The 16,255-nt window shown below is 40.2% G+C and carries 14 protein-coding genes; all 14 read right to left on the bottom strand.

The annotated features are described in order from the left end of the window. Nucleotides 1–13 precede the first annotated feature (13 nt). The 14 genes from PR683_RS10860 to PR683_RS10795 all read right to left on the bottom strand — a co-directional run bounded on the left by PR683_RS10860 (nt 14) and on the right by PR683_RS10795 (nt 16,222). On the bottom strand, nt 14–742 hold the full coding sequence (locus tag PR683_RS10860; RefSeq protein ID WP_109911929.1) for a fimbria/pilus periplasmic chaperone: 729 nt from the start codon (nt 740–742) through the stop codon (nt 14–16). Between the two features lie 13 nt (nt 743–755). Then, nucleotides 756–3,245, bottom strand: a complete 2,490-nt coding sequence (locus PR683_RS10855) for a fimbria/pilus outer membrane usher protein (protein ID WP_164528458.1) — start codon at nt 3,243–3,245, stop codon at nt 756–758. Between the two features lie 34 nt (nt 3,246–3,279). Then, nucleotides 3,280–3,849: a fimbrial protein gene (locus PR683_RS10850; protein ID WP_109911931.1), complete on the bottom strand. Its 570-nt coding sequence runs from the start codon at nt 3,847–3,849 to the stop codon at nt 3,280–3,282. A gap of 42 nt (nt 3,850–3,891) precedes the next feature. After that, complete coding sequence (locus PR683_RS10845) at nt 3,892–4,443, bottom strand: fimbrial protein (RefSeq protein ID WP_109911932.1); 552 nt, start codon at nt 4,441–4,443, stop codon at nt 3,892–3,894. Between the two features lie 401 nt (nt 4,444–4,844). Next, on the bottom strand, nt 4,845–5,327 hold the full coding sequence (locus tag PR683_RS10840; protein ID WP_109911933.1) for a FidL-like protein: 483 nt from the start codon (nt 5,325–5,327) through the stop codon (nt 4,845–4,847). Then, the gene (locus PR683_RS10835; RefSeq protein ID WP_109911934.1) at nt 5,317–6,135 is read right to left on the bottom strand and encodes a winged helix-turn-helix domain-containing protein; all 819 of its coding nucleotides are present in this window, start codon (nt 6,133–6,135) and stop codon (nt 5,317–5,319) included. Before PR683_RS10835 ends, PR683_RS10840 begins: the two co-directional genes overlap by 11 nt. Nucleotides 6,136–6,499: 364 nt before the next feature. Further along, complete coding sequence (hpaC, locus tag PR683_RS10830; RefSeq protein ID WP_109911935.1) at nt 6,500–7,018, bottom strand: 4-hydroxyphenylacetate 3-monooxygenase, reductase component; 519 nt, start codon at nt 7,016–7,018, stop codon at nt 6,500–6,502. A gap of 19 nt (nt 7,019–7,037) precedes the next feature. Next, nucleotides 7,038–8,600, bottom strand: a complete 1,563-nt coding sequence (gene hpaB / locus PR683_RS10825; RefSeq protein WP_004914324.1) for a 4-hydroxyphenylacetate 3-monooxygenase, oxygenase component — start codon at nt 8,598–8,600, stop codon at nt 7,038–7,040. A 522-nt stretch (nt 8,601–9,122) separates the two neighbouring features. Then, nucleotides 9,123–10,013: a 4-hydroxyphenylacetate catabolism regulatory protein HpaA gene (gene hpaA / locus PR683_RS10820; RefSeq protein ID WP_004914320.1), complete on the bottom strand. Its 891-nt coding sequence runs from the start codon at nt 10,011–10,013 to the stop codon at nt 9,123–9,125. 179 nt (nt 10,014–10,192) lie between these two features. Continuing rightward, nucleotides 10,193–11,560, bottom strand: coding sequence for a 4-hydroxyphenylacetate permease (gene hpaX, locus PR683_RS10815; protein WP_004914317.1), 1,368 nt, complete (start codon nt 11,558–11,560; stop codon nt 10,193–10,195). 163 nt (nt 11,561–11,723) lie between these two features. Further along, nucleotides 11,724–12,530, bottom strand: coding sequence for a 4-hydroxy-2-oxoheptanedioate aldolase (hpaI, locus tag PR683_RS10810; protein ID WP_196723330.1), 807 nt, complete (start codon nt 12,528–12,530; stop codon nt 11,724–11,726). A gap of 9 nt (nt 12,531–12,539) precedes the next feature. Continuing rightward, on the bottom strand, nt 12,540–13,343 hold the full coding sequence (hpaH, locus tag PR683_RS10805) for a 2-oxo-hept-4-ene-1,7-dioate hydratase (protein ID WP_004914311.1): 804 nt from the start codon (nt 13,341–13,343) through the stop codon (nt 12,540–12,542). A 192-nt stretch (nt 13,344–13,535) separates the two neighbouring features. Beyond that, nucleotides 13,536–14,999: an NAD-dependent succinate-semialdehyde dehydrogenase gene (locus tag PR683_RS10800; RefSeq protein WP_110732248.1), complete on the bottom strand. Its 1,464-nt coding sequence runs from the start codon at nt 14,997–14,999 to the stop codon at nt 13,536–13,538. Further along, complete coding sequence (locus PR683_RS10795; protein WP_248445509.1) at nt 14,996–16,222, bottom strand: Bcr/CflA family multidrug efflux MFS transporter; 1,227 nt, start codon at nt 16,220–16,222, stop codon at nt 14,996–14,998. Before PR683_RS10795 ends, PR683_RS10800 begins: the two co-directional genes overlap by 4 nt. Between the last annotated feature and the right edge of the window lie 33 nt (nt 16,223–16,255).

Raw genomic sequence — 16,255 nt, 5'->3', positions numbered from 1 at the left:
TATTTTTTACTCATTATTCCGTCACACTGCACTTTGAAGCTTGGCATTTGAAAGCAAGTGAAGGCTTTCCACCATAATCATTGATATATGTCAGGTAAGGTGTTGAAAATTTGGAGGATTTAATCATTTGATTAGATTTTGGCGGTACCATAACCGCGTCAAAATCACTTTCTTCAGATTGTTTTTGGCTGTTCCCTAAACCAATTACAGTTAAATAAAATGGTGTTGGATTATTTAACGTATAGCCCGATGATGTTGTTGTTAATGTTATATGTTTCGTCCAATCTGTTTTGCTTTGTGCAACAATGTTTTCAGGGCGATAAAATAGTTTTACACGGCTTTGTAATGCAATTTGCAACACACCCGCTTCTGATGATTTAGGCGGGATTTCACGCAGGTTGTAATAAAACAGGGATTCCCTGTCTTGCGGTAACTTTGCAATGTCAGGTGCGGTGCTTAGGCGAACTAGGCTAGTTGATTTGGGCTCCATGCGCTGAATCGGCGGAGTGGCAATAATAGGGCCGGTTTCCAATTTTTGTTCTAATGCATTTTCCAACCAAGACTGGGCTAAATAAGGTAGCTCCGGGTTATCATTACGGATCGTAATATTAATAGACGATTGATTTCCATCGAAAATTATACGAGTGCGATCAAGTGTAACCGCAGCATTCGTAACTGAAATTACACTCATAGTCAGCGTGAATACGCTAGTAAGTAATAAAAAAGGGGAATTCAATTTCATCTTAGTTCTCTTATTAACGGCAAATAATAGTTGGGTAAATCTCCTGAGGATTAATCACATCAGGCACATGGGCGCTACACTGGTGTTTATTTCCCCAATAGAGATTGAGTAAGTCTTTAGGTTGGATACCAACAATCCACGTAATACCTTGTTCACCAACAATTCCGAGTTCAATATTGTTGCTATTACGCACGCTAGTGCCAAAAGGTGGATAAGTGTCATCAGCCAGCTTTAAGCGAGCGAACGTTTTTTCACCTTGAATAACGTTGAGGCGACGATATCCGATTGCTCCACGAGTCAAAGTTGCATCGGTGACAGTCTCTAATGCTTCAACATCCTTTGGTAATTTACTGGTATTAATAGATGCACTGGTTTTCCGATAACTACTCACATTTGGCAATACAGCGAGTCCAAAGTGATTAGTTTGATAAACGCCACCACTCAGAGGAACGTTAGCTGCTCCAGGTGTTTCTACAACGAGTCGAGTACCGCCATAAGCGGCTTGGTGCATGGCAATGCCTTCTTTAATTAAGGTAATTCCACCATTAATTGATCCCCCAACACTGTGATATTCGTTCGGGACATAACTTGCGTTTCCCGAAATGGAGGCATAAGGAAGATTTTGGTTTAAATAACCACTAAAGCTGGTTTGGTCATCCTGATGGCTTCCTGTTTGATAACCGACATTTAAGTTATAATTGCGCTGCTCACTATATCCGCTATAGCCGATATTATGTGTTGAGCTGTGTTGGCCATTTTGGTTGCGGGTATAACCTTCAGAAAAGCTGACGCTACTTCCTTGACTTAAAGGAATAGTGAAATATAAGCTGATCGCATCATCTTGATATCCTGCTCTTTTTGAACGAGTTGCAGACGCTGTCAGGTTAATATTTTTTAGCCCAATAGCCGCCCAATTTAAAAGAGTACTTAGGTATAAGCTGTATTGTTCTTCTGTTTCACTATTCCAATAAGTATTATATTGATAGTTTCCACCCAATGAGAAATCATCAAAATATTTATTAATATTAACTTGATAGCTTTCTTTTTGAGCTTGGCTTTCATTACCAGTACGTCGTTCATCCAACGTTTGTTGCAAAGAGCGATAGGTTTCATCAGAGAAACGATACCCTGCGAATGTAATGTCAGTTCTGGCTTCATCAAATGATTTTGAATAACTAAGTCGATAACTTCGGCCAGTTAATGTTTTATCAAGCAATTGAGCATGTGACTGAGTCGCATCGAACGAAAGGCTACCGAATGAAAACAGGTCACGGCCAAAGCCAGCTGAAAATGCCTGATAATTTTTTGATAAAACGGATCCCCCATAGATAGACCAAAGGTTATTTAACCCGTAAGAGAGTTCTCCCGACGCAGTTAAATCACCTTCGAGCTGGCGGCCATTAAAACGTGGTTTACCCGCTGCAAATTTATAGCGGATTTGCCCTGGTCTCGTTAAATAGGGTAATGCTGCAGTGGTAATGCTAAATTGTTGCTCTTCACCATTTTCTTCTCGCACAGTCACATCTAATGTTCCACGAATGGAGCTATCTAGTGTCTGGATACGAAAAGGGCCAGCAGGTACGGTTGTTTCTAAAACTATACGGTTATGGCTTTTGACAATAACAGTGGCATTAGTTTGAGCAATACCAATAATTTCTGGTGCATAACCCGTTAATTTAGGGGGCATCATATTTTCATCGGTTTCAAGAGATACCCCGGTGTACTGCCAAGAATCAAAAATAGCAGAGTAAAAGTAGTTCTCACCTAACGTTAAAATAGATGCAATAGATTTTATTGAGCGATATGCAAATAATCGGCTAAATGTGGCATCGCTATATTGGTTCTTGAAGCTTCCTGTCGATTTTCGATAGTTTGCTTGGTAATCACCGCGTAAACGCCATGCACCAAAATTAAGCCCTGTTGTTCCGTTAGCAGAAAGGTACGATTCTCGTGAACCTGAATCTCGACGCGTTAAAGAACCTGTTAGGTTGTAATCTAATAAAAACCCATTTACCCCCTCCTCCCAACGTGAAGGAGGAACCCAACTGGGATCGGTATATTCTAAATAGCTTTGTGGAATTAAAATGGATAGCGTTAATGTTGATAAATCTACATTTAATGAAGCACCTTCAAGCGGAGATAAATCAAGGCATTTACCCTCATCACGATATTTAATTAATTTAATTGCGTCTTGAGTAAGCCCTAAACGATCAAGAATAGTAACGGGAACACAAACGGTATCGAATAAATTATTGTTTTGGGATTGTGGCGCTATCACAGTGATATCTTGTGCACTACCCATACTCTCATTATTGACTTTGAGGGTTAAATGATAAATACCAGGCATAATAAATCCAGCCTGAGAAAATTGGCTAAAGTCAATATTTTGAGTGTCTTCCGTATCTAACATATCGGTATTAAATTCGACAGCATAGGCTAACGAAGAGATTGAAGATACAAAAGAAGTCACAATGATGTAAGAGTAAATATTAAATTTAACCATGATTTTTTCATCAAATTAATTATGAGTTTATTTACTAATCGTAAGTAACGTTGAATTTAATTGTGGTAAAGTAATCGCCAGGTGTAATTTCGTTATTACTTGCACCCAATTCTGTTTCATATTTTAAAAAGCTCTCTTTACTCTTTTTATCAAAATAAACGTAATTATTAGAAATAGGATAGAGTTTATTTGGCATTAATAAATTATTATTAATATCGTATATATATAGGACAACCCCAGGCTTTGGGCCTGATAGTTTTATTGCATTAGAATACGTATCTTGCGGTGCAAAAAAACGAATTTTAATACCTTTATGATTACTGCTGTCATATTCACTAATACAGTTATTTAATTTTATATAGAAAGGTTTTCGCATTAATTTTTCATCTTCTATATTATTTATACTATAGTTAGAAATATAATCGTAATTTATATATTGATATTGACTATCAGTTTCAATTGAACAAGGTGCCGCAACGATATAACCTTGCATTACTGTTTCACCTCGAAGACCATCTTGAATATGTCCAAGGTTAGAGCTAGTCGCATTAGAGTTAATCGAGTTAAATAATAAGGCAATCCATAGATAAGTATTTTTTTTCATAATGAGCCTTTTATGGGGAGAGAATTCTCTCCCCTAAAAAAATTACTCGTATGTGATTTTAAAATCAGCAATAGAACTAAATTCACCTTCGGTAACGGGTGTTGTACCATCAACACGTTTAGCTAATGCAGTAAATTCTAAAACGTTTTCACCTTGTTTATTACGAATTTGATTCATAACAGATTTGGCTTCATCAAATTTGAAATCTTTGATTTGAATACCGATATTTGAAGCTGTACCAGTAGTACCTAAGAATTCTTTATCAGTACCGACATAGTTTTTACCACCAAAGGTAATTTTAATATCTTTAACAGCAACCCACTTACCTTCAGTGTCTTTGCTAAACTCATCAAAATTACATTCTTTTAATTTAATTGCGATATCTTTCTCTGCTGCATTACCCGCTTCTAAAGATGCACGAGAAAGTTGACCGAATGGAACTTCTTGTTTTGTACTTTCTGATTCAATATTACATGGAGCATTAACAACTTGGCCGCTGAAATGTAATTCACCGCTATTACCACTAGCAAAGATAGAAGTTGAAATAGCAGAAGTAGCGAATAAAACAGCAATGGAAAGTTTATTTAATTTCATATCTTACATCCTTAAAAATAAGTAAATATTTGATCCCTAGTAAGCCTTTATATAAGTACTGGCATAGGAATAAAGTTCAGTATCCATCAATGGATTTTCAAATGTCCTAATCACAGAACGCTTAACATAATTGTTTTTAGCGTGGGTCATTTCGACGGAGGAAATCTTATCCTTCTCAGGTGTAAAATGGAATAAAATTCTTTAATTTTAATTAAATTCAAAGTTATAGTTTGATATTTAGTTTTTTTTAATGTCTATTAATGTTTTTATATTGATTTAATTTGCTGTGAAATGTTTAATGTTTGTGCTTTTAAGGTGTTTTAAGGTTGGAGATGTTTAGAAATAAAAAAAATGCATCAAAATATTAATATTTGATGCATTTTTTGTGGTTTTTTTTGAATTTACAGAGTGCAAATAAAAAGTGGAGAGAAATTTTCTTCAAAAATATAACTTGTATCGGTTAATTTTTTTATTTTTAAAAAATAAAGTTGATTCATTTCAGGGACTCCCCGAATATTGATTTTTCCTTGAGCCTGATCACCTGGGTCTATAAATATATTGTCAACACGTAAAAAAAAATGGTCGCCTAAGTATTCATGTTTCATCAGAAATTTTCGTGAAATAGTATAGTTTTTACCATTTTCATTAATATTTCCATTCATGATGAACGTGTGTTGGTCAGGTTTGTTTTCATTAGGAATAACACTTAGTAGGTAAAATCCTTTTAAGGTAGAACGGTGATCAGAGATATTTATTTTTAAGGTTGTCTGACAATTTGGAATAACAGGAGTATTAATTATGTGATGAACATATAAGCTAATAAAAACTAGAGTTATAGATGTAATAAACAAAAAAAGCATTCTTGCTGATACTTTATTTGACATAAAAATTCTCACAGCTCACAGTTGTGCTCTCTTTCGGTATTGTTGGGCAATACGACAAAAATAGGAAATTGTCATATAAATTTTTATCATTAGCAACGATACCAACGTTATAATAAAAAACAGTTGCTGGCTTTTTACAATCAAGGTTTAATTTCGTGAGTTCATTTTGAATTGTCGCAAAGCTGATGGTTGTTGTATCGGGTTTATGATAACTATTAATGTAGCGGATACTGCATTGATCGATACGACCAACTTCAGGATATTCTGTTCGGCTTGCAAAGAAATAACTTTTAAATAGGTATAATAAGCAAAAAATAATGAGTCCAATAAGTGAGATTTCAACATACCGGTTATTCAGCATGTAATTTTTTTTATTTTCGCTTGCTTGGGGGGGAATCCCTTCGGGTGCTTTTGATGAAGAACCTAGTTCAACCTCAGTAGTGAGCAATTCTTTGTCATTATTATCCTTTATTTCCTCACGCTCATTCTCAATTTTCAGGTCAGCAGAAAACTTAATCCCAACTTTAGGTACTGTTGTGATAATTTCTTCATCAGAAAAGGAAGATAAATGGCGTCGTAGTACAGACACACTACTATTCAGGTTATTATCAGAGACGACTTGGTTATGTTCCTCCCAAACCCTGCGTAATATGGTTTCTCGGTCAACGATATCATGGTTGTTTTGCACTAAGACTAATAACAAGCGATTTAAAGTAGTTGTTAATTTTAATGCATTATCAACATTGTCGGTATATAACAGCCCCTGATGACTGTCATAATTAATATGATTATTAATCAAATAGTTCATTTTTAGATTGATTGTATTTATAGGAAAAATATTTATATTATTTGAGTTTATACCTGTTATTTATGTTATGTCAATTAATCATATTTAGTGTAATTTTAAAAATCCTTAAAAATCAGGTGGTTGGGTTTTTGTTTGCGCATGTTATGTTTAAAGGTTGGAGGCTAAAGGAGTATTTGTTTTTCCAGAAAAACACTATCCTTTAAAAATTATACAAAATAACTAATAATTTATATGTATAAAAAATTTCAGACTGAAACATTTTATGGGGAGTAAGTCTGTTGCTAGCTATTATTTTGACTAAACGATGAGATATAAAAAAATAGCCTCAAGTATAAGAGGCTATTTAATATAAATACTTTACCAATTATGCGGTTGGTTCAAGGATTTGGTGCATTACAGGGTGGAATTTACGTTTAAAGTAAACGAGACCATGCCCTGTATCGTTAACAATGATTTGTTTCATTTCAACCATGTAGACAGAGTGCGTACCAATATCTTGCACTTGTGTAATTTCACCTTCTAAATTAGCAAGAGAACCTTTTAATTGAGGTTGTTGTAAGAGGCCTTTTTCCCACACATTCCAGCTAAAACGCTCTTCCATTGTGGAACCTTTCATCCCAGCAAAATGGCACGCTAACTCTTCTTGGTCATGGCTCAGCACGTTCACGCACAGGCGGCCATTCTTTTGAAAAACCGCATTCATTGCACTGTTGCGGTTGACACAGACCATCAAAGTGGGTGGCGTATCTGTAACTGAACAGACTGCGGTAGCTGTAATTCCACAGCGACCCTCAGTCCCATCCGTGGTGACGATATTGACTGCTGCACCAAGACTTGCCATCGCATCTCTGAAACGCAGGCGATGTTCATTTTCTAAAGACATTTTGACCTCCTGCTGCCGACTATTTCAGCAGCGAATCTAACTGATTAATATCATTGTTGTTATGCAGGTGTGGACGTTTCCATCCATGTTGATCGTAATCTGATAAGCAACGATCAACCATATCTGTCATGGCTTTCATATTGCCAGAACCTTGTGCATGACGCAGACATTGCAGACGAATTTCGTCTTGGCTTCCTGCGTAGTTAATTTCATACAATTCATGGCGCCCACCAAATTCACTACCAATAGCATCCCACATTAACTTAAGGATCTTGATGCGTTCAACGTGATCCATTCCGTTCGAACCGCGAACATATTTAGCTAAATACTTATCAATTTCTGGATTATTCATATCACGAACGCTTGATGGCAGATAAATCAAACCACTTGTTACGTTACTTTCAATGATATTCTTGATTTTGGTGTAAGCCATTGGTGCCATAACTCGATAAGTTTGGATAGCTTGGGTATCCGGTAAGAATGCACCGCCTTCCCAGGCTTTGGCTTCAGAAGTCATTGCGTCAGTCAAGGACCAGAACAGGTTACGCCACGCAACCACTTCACCTAAATCTGCTTGTACACCACGAAAATCAATAACACCTGTACATTCTAAACTTTTTTGTAACAATCCGGTAATGAAGTCTAATTTAACCGCTAAGCGGACACAAGCTTGTAATGGGAATAAACGTGCGAATCCACCTTGGACAGCCCAATTACGTGCACGGTCAAAGTCACGGTAGATCAGGACGTTTTCCCATGGAATTAACACGTGATCCATCACCAAGATGGCATCATTTTCATCGAAACGGCTGGAAAGTGGGTAATCAAATGGTGCGCCTGTTGCGCCAGCCACTAATTCATAAGATGCACGTGAGATTAATTTCACACCGTCTGCGTCCATTGGGGCAACAAACATCAGGGCAAAATCAGGGTTATTTCCCATTACTTGTGCAGAGCCAAAACCGATAAAGTTATAGTGTGTTAATGCGGAGTTGGTCGCAACGACTTTAGCACCACTGACAATAATCCCTGCATCTGTTTCTTTTTCGAGTTTGATATAAACATCTTTCACTTCATCAGCGGGCTTATGACGATCAATCGGTGGGTTAACGATCGCATGGTTAAAGTACAGACCGCTTTCTTGAATGCGTTTGTACCAATTGCGCGCGTTATCTGCAAATTGGCCATAATATTCAGGGTTCGCTCCTAAACAGCTGGCGAATGCCGCCTTATAGTCTGGAGTGCGTCCCATCCATCCGTAGCTCTGGCGTGACCAATCTGCGATGGCATCACGCTGTTGGCGTAATTCTTCTGGGCTGGTTGCGAAACGGAAGAATTTGTGAGTGTATCCACCGTTACCTGTGTCGGTGTTCCAACAAAGTTGGTCATGAGTCGTTTTATCATGAAGCGCATCATATAACTGTCCTATTGAAGCTGCAGAGTTACGAAAAGCTGGATGAGTAGTGACATCTTTCACACGCTCGCCATAAATATAGATTTCACGGCCATCTTGTAGGCTTTTTAAGTATTCTTGGCTATTAAAAGGGCGTTTAGCATCTGAACGAAAATCTTCTGGTTTCATGTCTACCTCGTTATCTCACAATGAGGGCTTGCATTGATAGGGTATAAAGGTTGCAAGCGAATATGTTAATTTTATGTTTATTTTGTGTTTCTTAATTGAATCGTTTTTCGAGGGGGTTTTAAAGAGATTTTCTAAAGGTTCGCTGGTACTTTTCGTTGAAAATTGTTCTTTGTGAAAGAAATGTGATCACTTCGATGTTTTGATATTAATGTAATGCTTAATTTTATTTGTAACATATTGATTATTATTCAATAATAAAATTATTTCTATATTAATGTTAATTGTATTATTTTTTGTAATTGTTCTTTTTTTGATCTTTGTATTCACTTTTGGTTAAGCATTATTGGTATTTTTACAAAGTTAAAACGAAATTTATAAAATATCAAAAATGTTTTTAAAATGTAACGTGATTTGAGGGCGTAACAGTTTATCGATATAAACTTGAAGAGGATTTGAGATACAGCTAAGGAGCTATTGATGATTTTTTCTCAGAAATAAGAATAAAATCACTAAGGCTCCTTTTTAATGAAGGTTTTGTTCCCGCCATAGGCTAGGAGAGCATCCGACTAATCGGTTAAAAAAACGAGCAAAATAGGCAGGGTCTTTGAAACCGAGCTGGTAGGCAATCTCTGAAACAGGGCTATCGGAAAACAGTAACATCCGCTTGGCTTCTCGCAATATTCTGTCAAAAATTAACCTTTTCGGTGGCCGGTTAGCGAACCGCCGGCACATATCTTTAAGGCGTGACTCTGTGACATCAAGTTTTTTGGCATATTCAGGCACTGCGAGGTGTTCATGATAGTGTAAGTCAATAAGCTGATTAAACCGCTGGAATAGGCGGTGTTCGCCTCTAACCCCTGTTGTTGGGTGCTCATCAAGTGGAATAGAGCGCAGTAGAAAGGTAAATAGCGCTTGGGCTAAAGAGGCAAGAACTTGGTCTTTGCCTGTATGGTTATTAGCCGATTCACGAGCCATTAATGCCCAGTAATGGTTAAAGGTATCGATATCATCAGGCTTATCGGCAACAGATAAACAAATAGCAGGAATATCGACCAAATCTGGATTGGCAGGGTACAGTGAGCCAAGAAGCGGGGTGATCAGGTCTTGCCGTACGGTGAGTACGTGGCCGTCAGTGTCTTCTTGAGTGAAAAATGCATGTGCAACCGAAGGGGGCGTAAGAATAAATAACGGGGCTTGAACAGAATAGCGTGACTCATCGAGCTGCAAAGTAATATGGCCGGTAACCAAATAGTGCAACTGAAAGAAACCATCATGGCGATGAGCTTGCATGTCGCGACCAAAGAAGGCGGCCATGTTGCCAAAGGTTTGGTAGTGGACATCGTCGGTGCCTTGGGTTTCGTCGTAGTCTGTACTTATGTCTATATTGGTAATTAAAGTTGAGTTACCCTTCATTCTTCGGCTCGCAGCGTTGTTGGCCTCACAAGCCAACCCTAGTCACATACTTCAGTATGCTCCTAGGGATTAACTTGCTTGCCGCCTAGCTGCAAGCCAAATTATTTTGGGTAACACCCTTTAATAATTATTTGCAGCGTAAGTTATTAAAACATTTAAAATATCAAAACATCAAAACATTAAGGTGTTGCTCTTGGTCTTGAGTTTTTCATTGGGATAGCAATGACTAACAGCGCGCCGACCACCAGCAGGCCAGCCACAAAATACAGGCCTGAGTTAAAGCTACCGGTTTGGTCTTTTAGCCAACCAATTAACAGTGGACTGACGGCAGAACCTATATTACCTGTTGCGTTGATAACAGCAATACCGATAGCACGAGCACGTAGACTGATTGATTGGTCTGGCGTTGTCCAGAACACAGCCATTGCAGTAAATGAACCTGTTGATGCCATGATGATACCAATCAATTGAATGACTGGATGGCTAGTCATCGCCGCGAGCACCCACCCCGCTGCTGCAAATAAGTACGGTAAGGCGGTGTGCATTTTCCGTTCTTGTAACCGGTCAGAGCGGCGGCTCCAATAGATCATCCCAAGGATAGTACAAAACTGTGGGATGGCAGTTAACAGCCCAATCATGGCATTACTACTGCCTTGATTGAAGCTTTGCATAATTTGCGGAGTCCAAATATTGATGGCACTTAATGTATTGGTTAAACAGAAGTAGGCCACGGTATACATCAGAATGACTGGAGTGAAGATTTCTTTCCATAAACTTTTATTTTGCATTGCTGTATGGCTTTTTGAACCATGAGGTTGCACAAGCTCTAGTTGGTCCTGGTCCATCATTTCTTGCAATGTGTCTTTATCTTCTTGGGTCAGCCATTTGGCTTTCTTTGGTGAATCATCCAAATAGAACCAAACCAACACACCGAGGATCACGGATGGGAAACCTTCTAGCAGGAACAGCCACTGCCAGCCTTTTAGGTTTAAAATGCCATCCATGCCTAAAATATAACCAGAAGCTAGTGAACCGAATGCCATGGTGACTGGCATCGCAATCATAAATAAGGCATTAGCACGAGCACGGAAATAGGCAGGGAACCAGTAAGTTAAATAAACTAAAATCCCCGGTAAGAAGCCAGCTTCAGCGATACCCACTAACATCCGTAGGACGTATAAACTGGTTGGCCCTGTGGCAAACATGGTGGCTGTAGAAGCGATACCCCAAAGTACCATGATGGTGGCTATCCAGCGGCGAGCCCCAACAATCCCTAACATGATGTTACTTGGAATACCAAAAATCACATAAGTGGCATAGAACAAGGTGGCTGCTAAGCCAAACATGGTGGAAGTTAGGCCGATATCTTTCCCCATAGTTAGACCTGCAAAGCCGATATTAATACGGTCTAAGAAAGAAAAAACAAACAGCACAAATAAAAATACAATGAGACGTTTAAATAGTTTATTAATCACCCGCTGCTGCGGTTCGGTTAAATTTTTATGTTGTTCAGCAGGGTTAGTGCTTGCAAGTTGTTGATTACTCATATTGTAGGGCCCTCAATTCTTTCTTTTGCAGATTATTATAGGTACAAGGGACTAGTAGGCAGTCATGGTGCTGTCTGCCCTATATTGCGATATTGATTTTTTATTTATCTAATTAAGTTATTTGTCTGTAGGGTTAAAATTAACTTATTTAGAGATAGCTTTATTAATAAACACTGGGTGCACTCGAGGTCACCTCTGAAACTGTTTTACCAAACTTTGCTGCTAGTGCTTCTGCGGTACGTGCCAGTAGCGTGGTATCGACCCCGACGGCAACAAATAGTACGCCGAGTTTAAGATAATGTTCGGCAACATCTGGGGCTGCCATTAAAATACCTGGTGCCAAGCCAGCCTCACGAATTTGGACAATCGCTTTTTCTATCGCAGCTTTGACTTCTGGGTGGTTAGGGTTGCCTGAAAAGCCCATATCTGCACTAAGATCCGCAGGGCCGATAAACACGCCATCGACACCTTCAACTTTTAAGATCTCAGGAAGATTATTCATGGCTTCACGGGTTTCAACCTGTACTATCACGCACATTTCATCATTGGCACGAGTTAAATAATTAGGTACTCGGTTCCAGCGAGAAGCGCGAGCTAAAGCACTGCCGACACCACGGATCCCGGCGGGTGGATAACGCGTTGCGCGTACCGCTTGCTTGGCTTGCTCTGCATTTTGCACCATTGGCAGCAACAACGTTTGTGCGCCAATATCTAGCAATTGCTTAATGATAACAGGATCATTCCATGGCGGACGAACGACGGGTTGTGACGGATAAGGGGCAATAGCTTGTAACTGAGATAAGGTCGTTTGCACATTATTTGGTGCATGTTCACCATCAATTAATAACCAGTCGAAGCCTGCACCGGCAAGTAATTCAGCACTATATGGGCTGCACAAGCCAAGCCATAAACCAATTTGCGGTTGGCCACTTTTTAAGGCTTTCTTGAATTTATTTTCTAACAGATCCATGGGGATTCCTTATACAAATCGGCAGCTAATGGAACCCATATTGCCGTAGTCAACATGGAATACATCGCCTTTACGAGCAGGGACAGGGCGTGTAAATGAACCACCTAAAATAATTTGGCCCGGCTCAAGTTGTACATTATGCGGTGCTAATTTGTTCGCTAGCCATGCCACACCATTCGCTGGGTGGTTGAGTACAGCCGCTGCTACGCCAGATTCTTCAATGACACCATTGCGATAGAGCAGGGCGCTGATCCAGCGCATATCCAAATCGCGTGGCTTGATTGGTCTGCCACCTAAAATTACTGCGCCATTTGCTGCGTTATCTGAAATGGTATCGAACACTTTGCGTGGGCGATTGGTTTCAGGGTCAACGTTGTGGCAACGTGCATCAATTAGCTCAAGTGCTGGGATCACATAATCAGTCGCGTTATACACATCAAAGATGGTGCAGTTTGGCCCGCGTAATGGCTTCGCGAGTACGAAAGCTAATTCAACTTCAATGCGTGGCACGATAAAGCGGTCTGTTGGAATATCACAGCCGTCATCAAAAAACATATCGTCAAGAAGCGCGCCGTAATCAGGTTCATCAATCTGTGAACTGGCTTGCATTGCTTTAGACGTCAGCCCAATTTTATGGCCTTTTAACACGCGTCCTTCAGCAATTTTCACGCCAACCCACTCTTTTTGAATAGCATAAGCATCGTCGATCGTCATTTCTGGGTGATCGAGTGAGATCTGACGAATTTGCTCACGTGATTTTTCAGCCTGATTTAGGCGCTGTGCGATTTGCGATATGACATCTTTTTGTAACATCTTATTTTCCTTTTGCACCTCAGCTCGTCATACTTCGAGCTATAACTGCGTTAGCTTCACGATAGGCTTGCGCCTATCCCCTAGTCACACGGGTATGCTCCTAAGGGATTAGTCTCATTTACTGCCTTGTTCTAACTCGAATTATTTAGAGCTAAGATTTTAAAAGCGAAGACCGCCAGCTAATGTGTCTTTCTAATTGGAAAGACCACCAAAGCAGAGGTATTTCACTTCCAAATAATCTTCAATTCCGTAGCGTGAACCTTCACGCCCCAGACCCGATTGCTTAATACCACCAAATGGGGCTACTTCATTTGAAATAATGCCTTCATTAATACCCACCATGCCGCTTTCTAATGCCTCTGCAACACGGTAGATACGCCCGATATCTTTTGAATAGAAATAAGATGCCAAGCCAAATTCAGTATCATTGGCAAGAGCTATCGCTTCTTGTTCATCGCGGAATTTAAATAATGGTGCCAGTGGGCCGAACGTTTCTTCTTTTGCGACCTTCATGGACTCAGTCACACCTGTGATAACCGTCGGTTCAAAGAACAAGCCACCTAATTGGGCTGGTTTACCCCCTGCAATCACTTTTGCACCGTGTGAAACGGCATCTGCAATATGTTCAGTGACTTTATCGACCGCGGCTTGGTTAATCAGAGGACCTTGTTGGGAGTCTGCTTGTGTGGCAGGGCCGATTTTCAGTTCATTCACCGCTTTTGCCAAACGAGCTGCGAATTCATCGTAAACCCCTTCTTGGACTAAAATACGGTTAGCACACACACAAGTTTGCCCGCTATTACGGAATTTAGCCGCTAATGCACCTTGTACTGCTGCATCTAAATCAGCATCATCAAACACGATAAATGGCGCGTTACCTCCGAGTTCCAGAGACATCTTTTTCACCGTATTGGCACACTGTTCCATCAGCAACTTACCGACTCGCGTTGAACCCGTGAATGTGAGTTTGCGAACAATTGGGCTGGAAGTCATAACGCCACCAATAGCTTTAGCATCAGTACCTGGAACAATGTTAAACACGCCAGCAGGAATGCCAGCTTCTTCCCCTAACGCTGCCAATGCTAATGCTGATAATGGCGTTTCTGCCGCAGGTTTTAATACCATCGTACAACCAGCTGCAAGCGCAGGGCCGACTTTGCGAGTGATCATGGCATTTGGGAAGTTCCATGGCGTGATAGCCGCAACCACACCCACGGGCTGTTTTATCGTCACCAGACGACGTCCTGGCAGAGGTGATGGAATGGTTTCCCCATACACTCGTTTACCTTCTTCAGCAAACCACTCAATAAAGCTGGCACCGTAGGCAATTTCTCCCATCGATTCAGTGATCGACTTACCTTGCTCAGCACTGAGTAATTCGGCCAATTCCTTTTGGTTATCCATCATTAAACGGAACCATTTGTTTAAAATTTGGCTGCGCTCTTTGGCGGTTTTAGCACGCCATGCCGGCAGGGCTTTTTCTGCGGCTTCGATAGCTTGTTGAGTTTCTAAAGCACCGACATTGCTGACGTTAGCGATAACCTCGTTATTTGCTGGGTTAGTGACCTCAAATACACTTTTATTTTGGGCATCAACCCATTGGCCGTTGATATAAGCTTGTTGGCGAAATAATGTAGAATTAGTATTTATGCTCATTTTTCGTTGTTCTCCGAAGACACTGATTGGACTTGTGGGCGGATATTTTTAGCTGATAGCTGTTGGCTAGCAAAACTTAACCCGGCACAAAGCGCCATAACAAGTGCCATAGCGAATGGGGATTCATCTTGTAATACAGAAACTGCAACGCTGGCGACAGCCGCTAAGGCAAACTGAATAGAAATGGCAAGTGCACTGGCACTTCCTGCAATTTTCCCGCGATGTTGCAGTAATAGTGACAAACTGTTCGTGCCGATAGCATTGACCATCGATAAGAACAGTACGACTAGAATAACAATTATGGGCAAACTTTGTTGGTAAAATATGAGTAACAGCAGACCAAACGCTAATTGAAACCCACTTTGCATAGTCAGTATGCGCGTTAAACTATAGGTTTTTAGTAGTTTAACGTTCAACAACAGCATGACAATCATCCCCAAGATGTTACAGCCGAACAGCAAACCATAATGTTGTTCAGAAACACCGAAATAATTGATGTACACAAACGGTGAACCACTGATAAAGGCAAACATACCGGCAAAGGAGAAGGCCATGGTGCCAATAATACTCAGTGCTTCTCGGTCTGTGAGCACCTGTGCATAATTCTTGAAAGCGATACAAAGTATATTTTCAGAACCGCGCTGGTGGGTTAACGTTTCAGGGAGTAAGAAAAAAATTGCACACACCGAAGCCAAGCCAATCACTGCCAGCAAATAGAAAATCACTTGCCACTGAAAATGAATGAGTAAAAAACCACCCAATAGCGGTGCCAGTAATGGCGCTATCATGGTCACAAGTGTCATTAATGACAGTACTTTAGGTAACTCATGAGCAGGGTAAACATCCCTAGCGATAGCTCTTGCCATCACAATGGCCGCTCCACTGCCAAAAGCTTGCAGCGCTCGGAATACAATCAAAGTATTTGCATTGGTGGCTTGGGCGCACAACAAACTGGCGACAGTAAAAATGGCAAGGCCACTTAACAACATTTTCCGACGACCTAGAAGGTCACTTAGTGGGCCATAAAACAGCATTCCAATGCAGAATCCGGCAAAAAAGGCGCCAAGAGTGTACTGCATTTGCCCTTGAGTGGCGTGTAACGCAATACCCATTTGAGGGAGGGCAGGAAGGTACATATCGATAGACAATGGACCGAATGCCACTAATGACCCTAGTAATGGGATCAAATAGTGCGGTATGTGTTTATCGAAATTTTTAACCATCTTGCCCTCTCAATAAAATGATAAATAAAGATT

This window comes from Providencia sp. PROV269 (genome assembly GCF_028477785.1).
Classification (GTDB): domain Bacteria; phylum Pseudomonadota; class Gammaproteobacteria; order Enterobacterales; family Enterobacteriaceae; genus Providencia; species Providencia rettgeri.
This window is presented reverse-complemented; position numbering and strand designations above follow the sequence as displayed.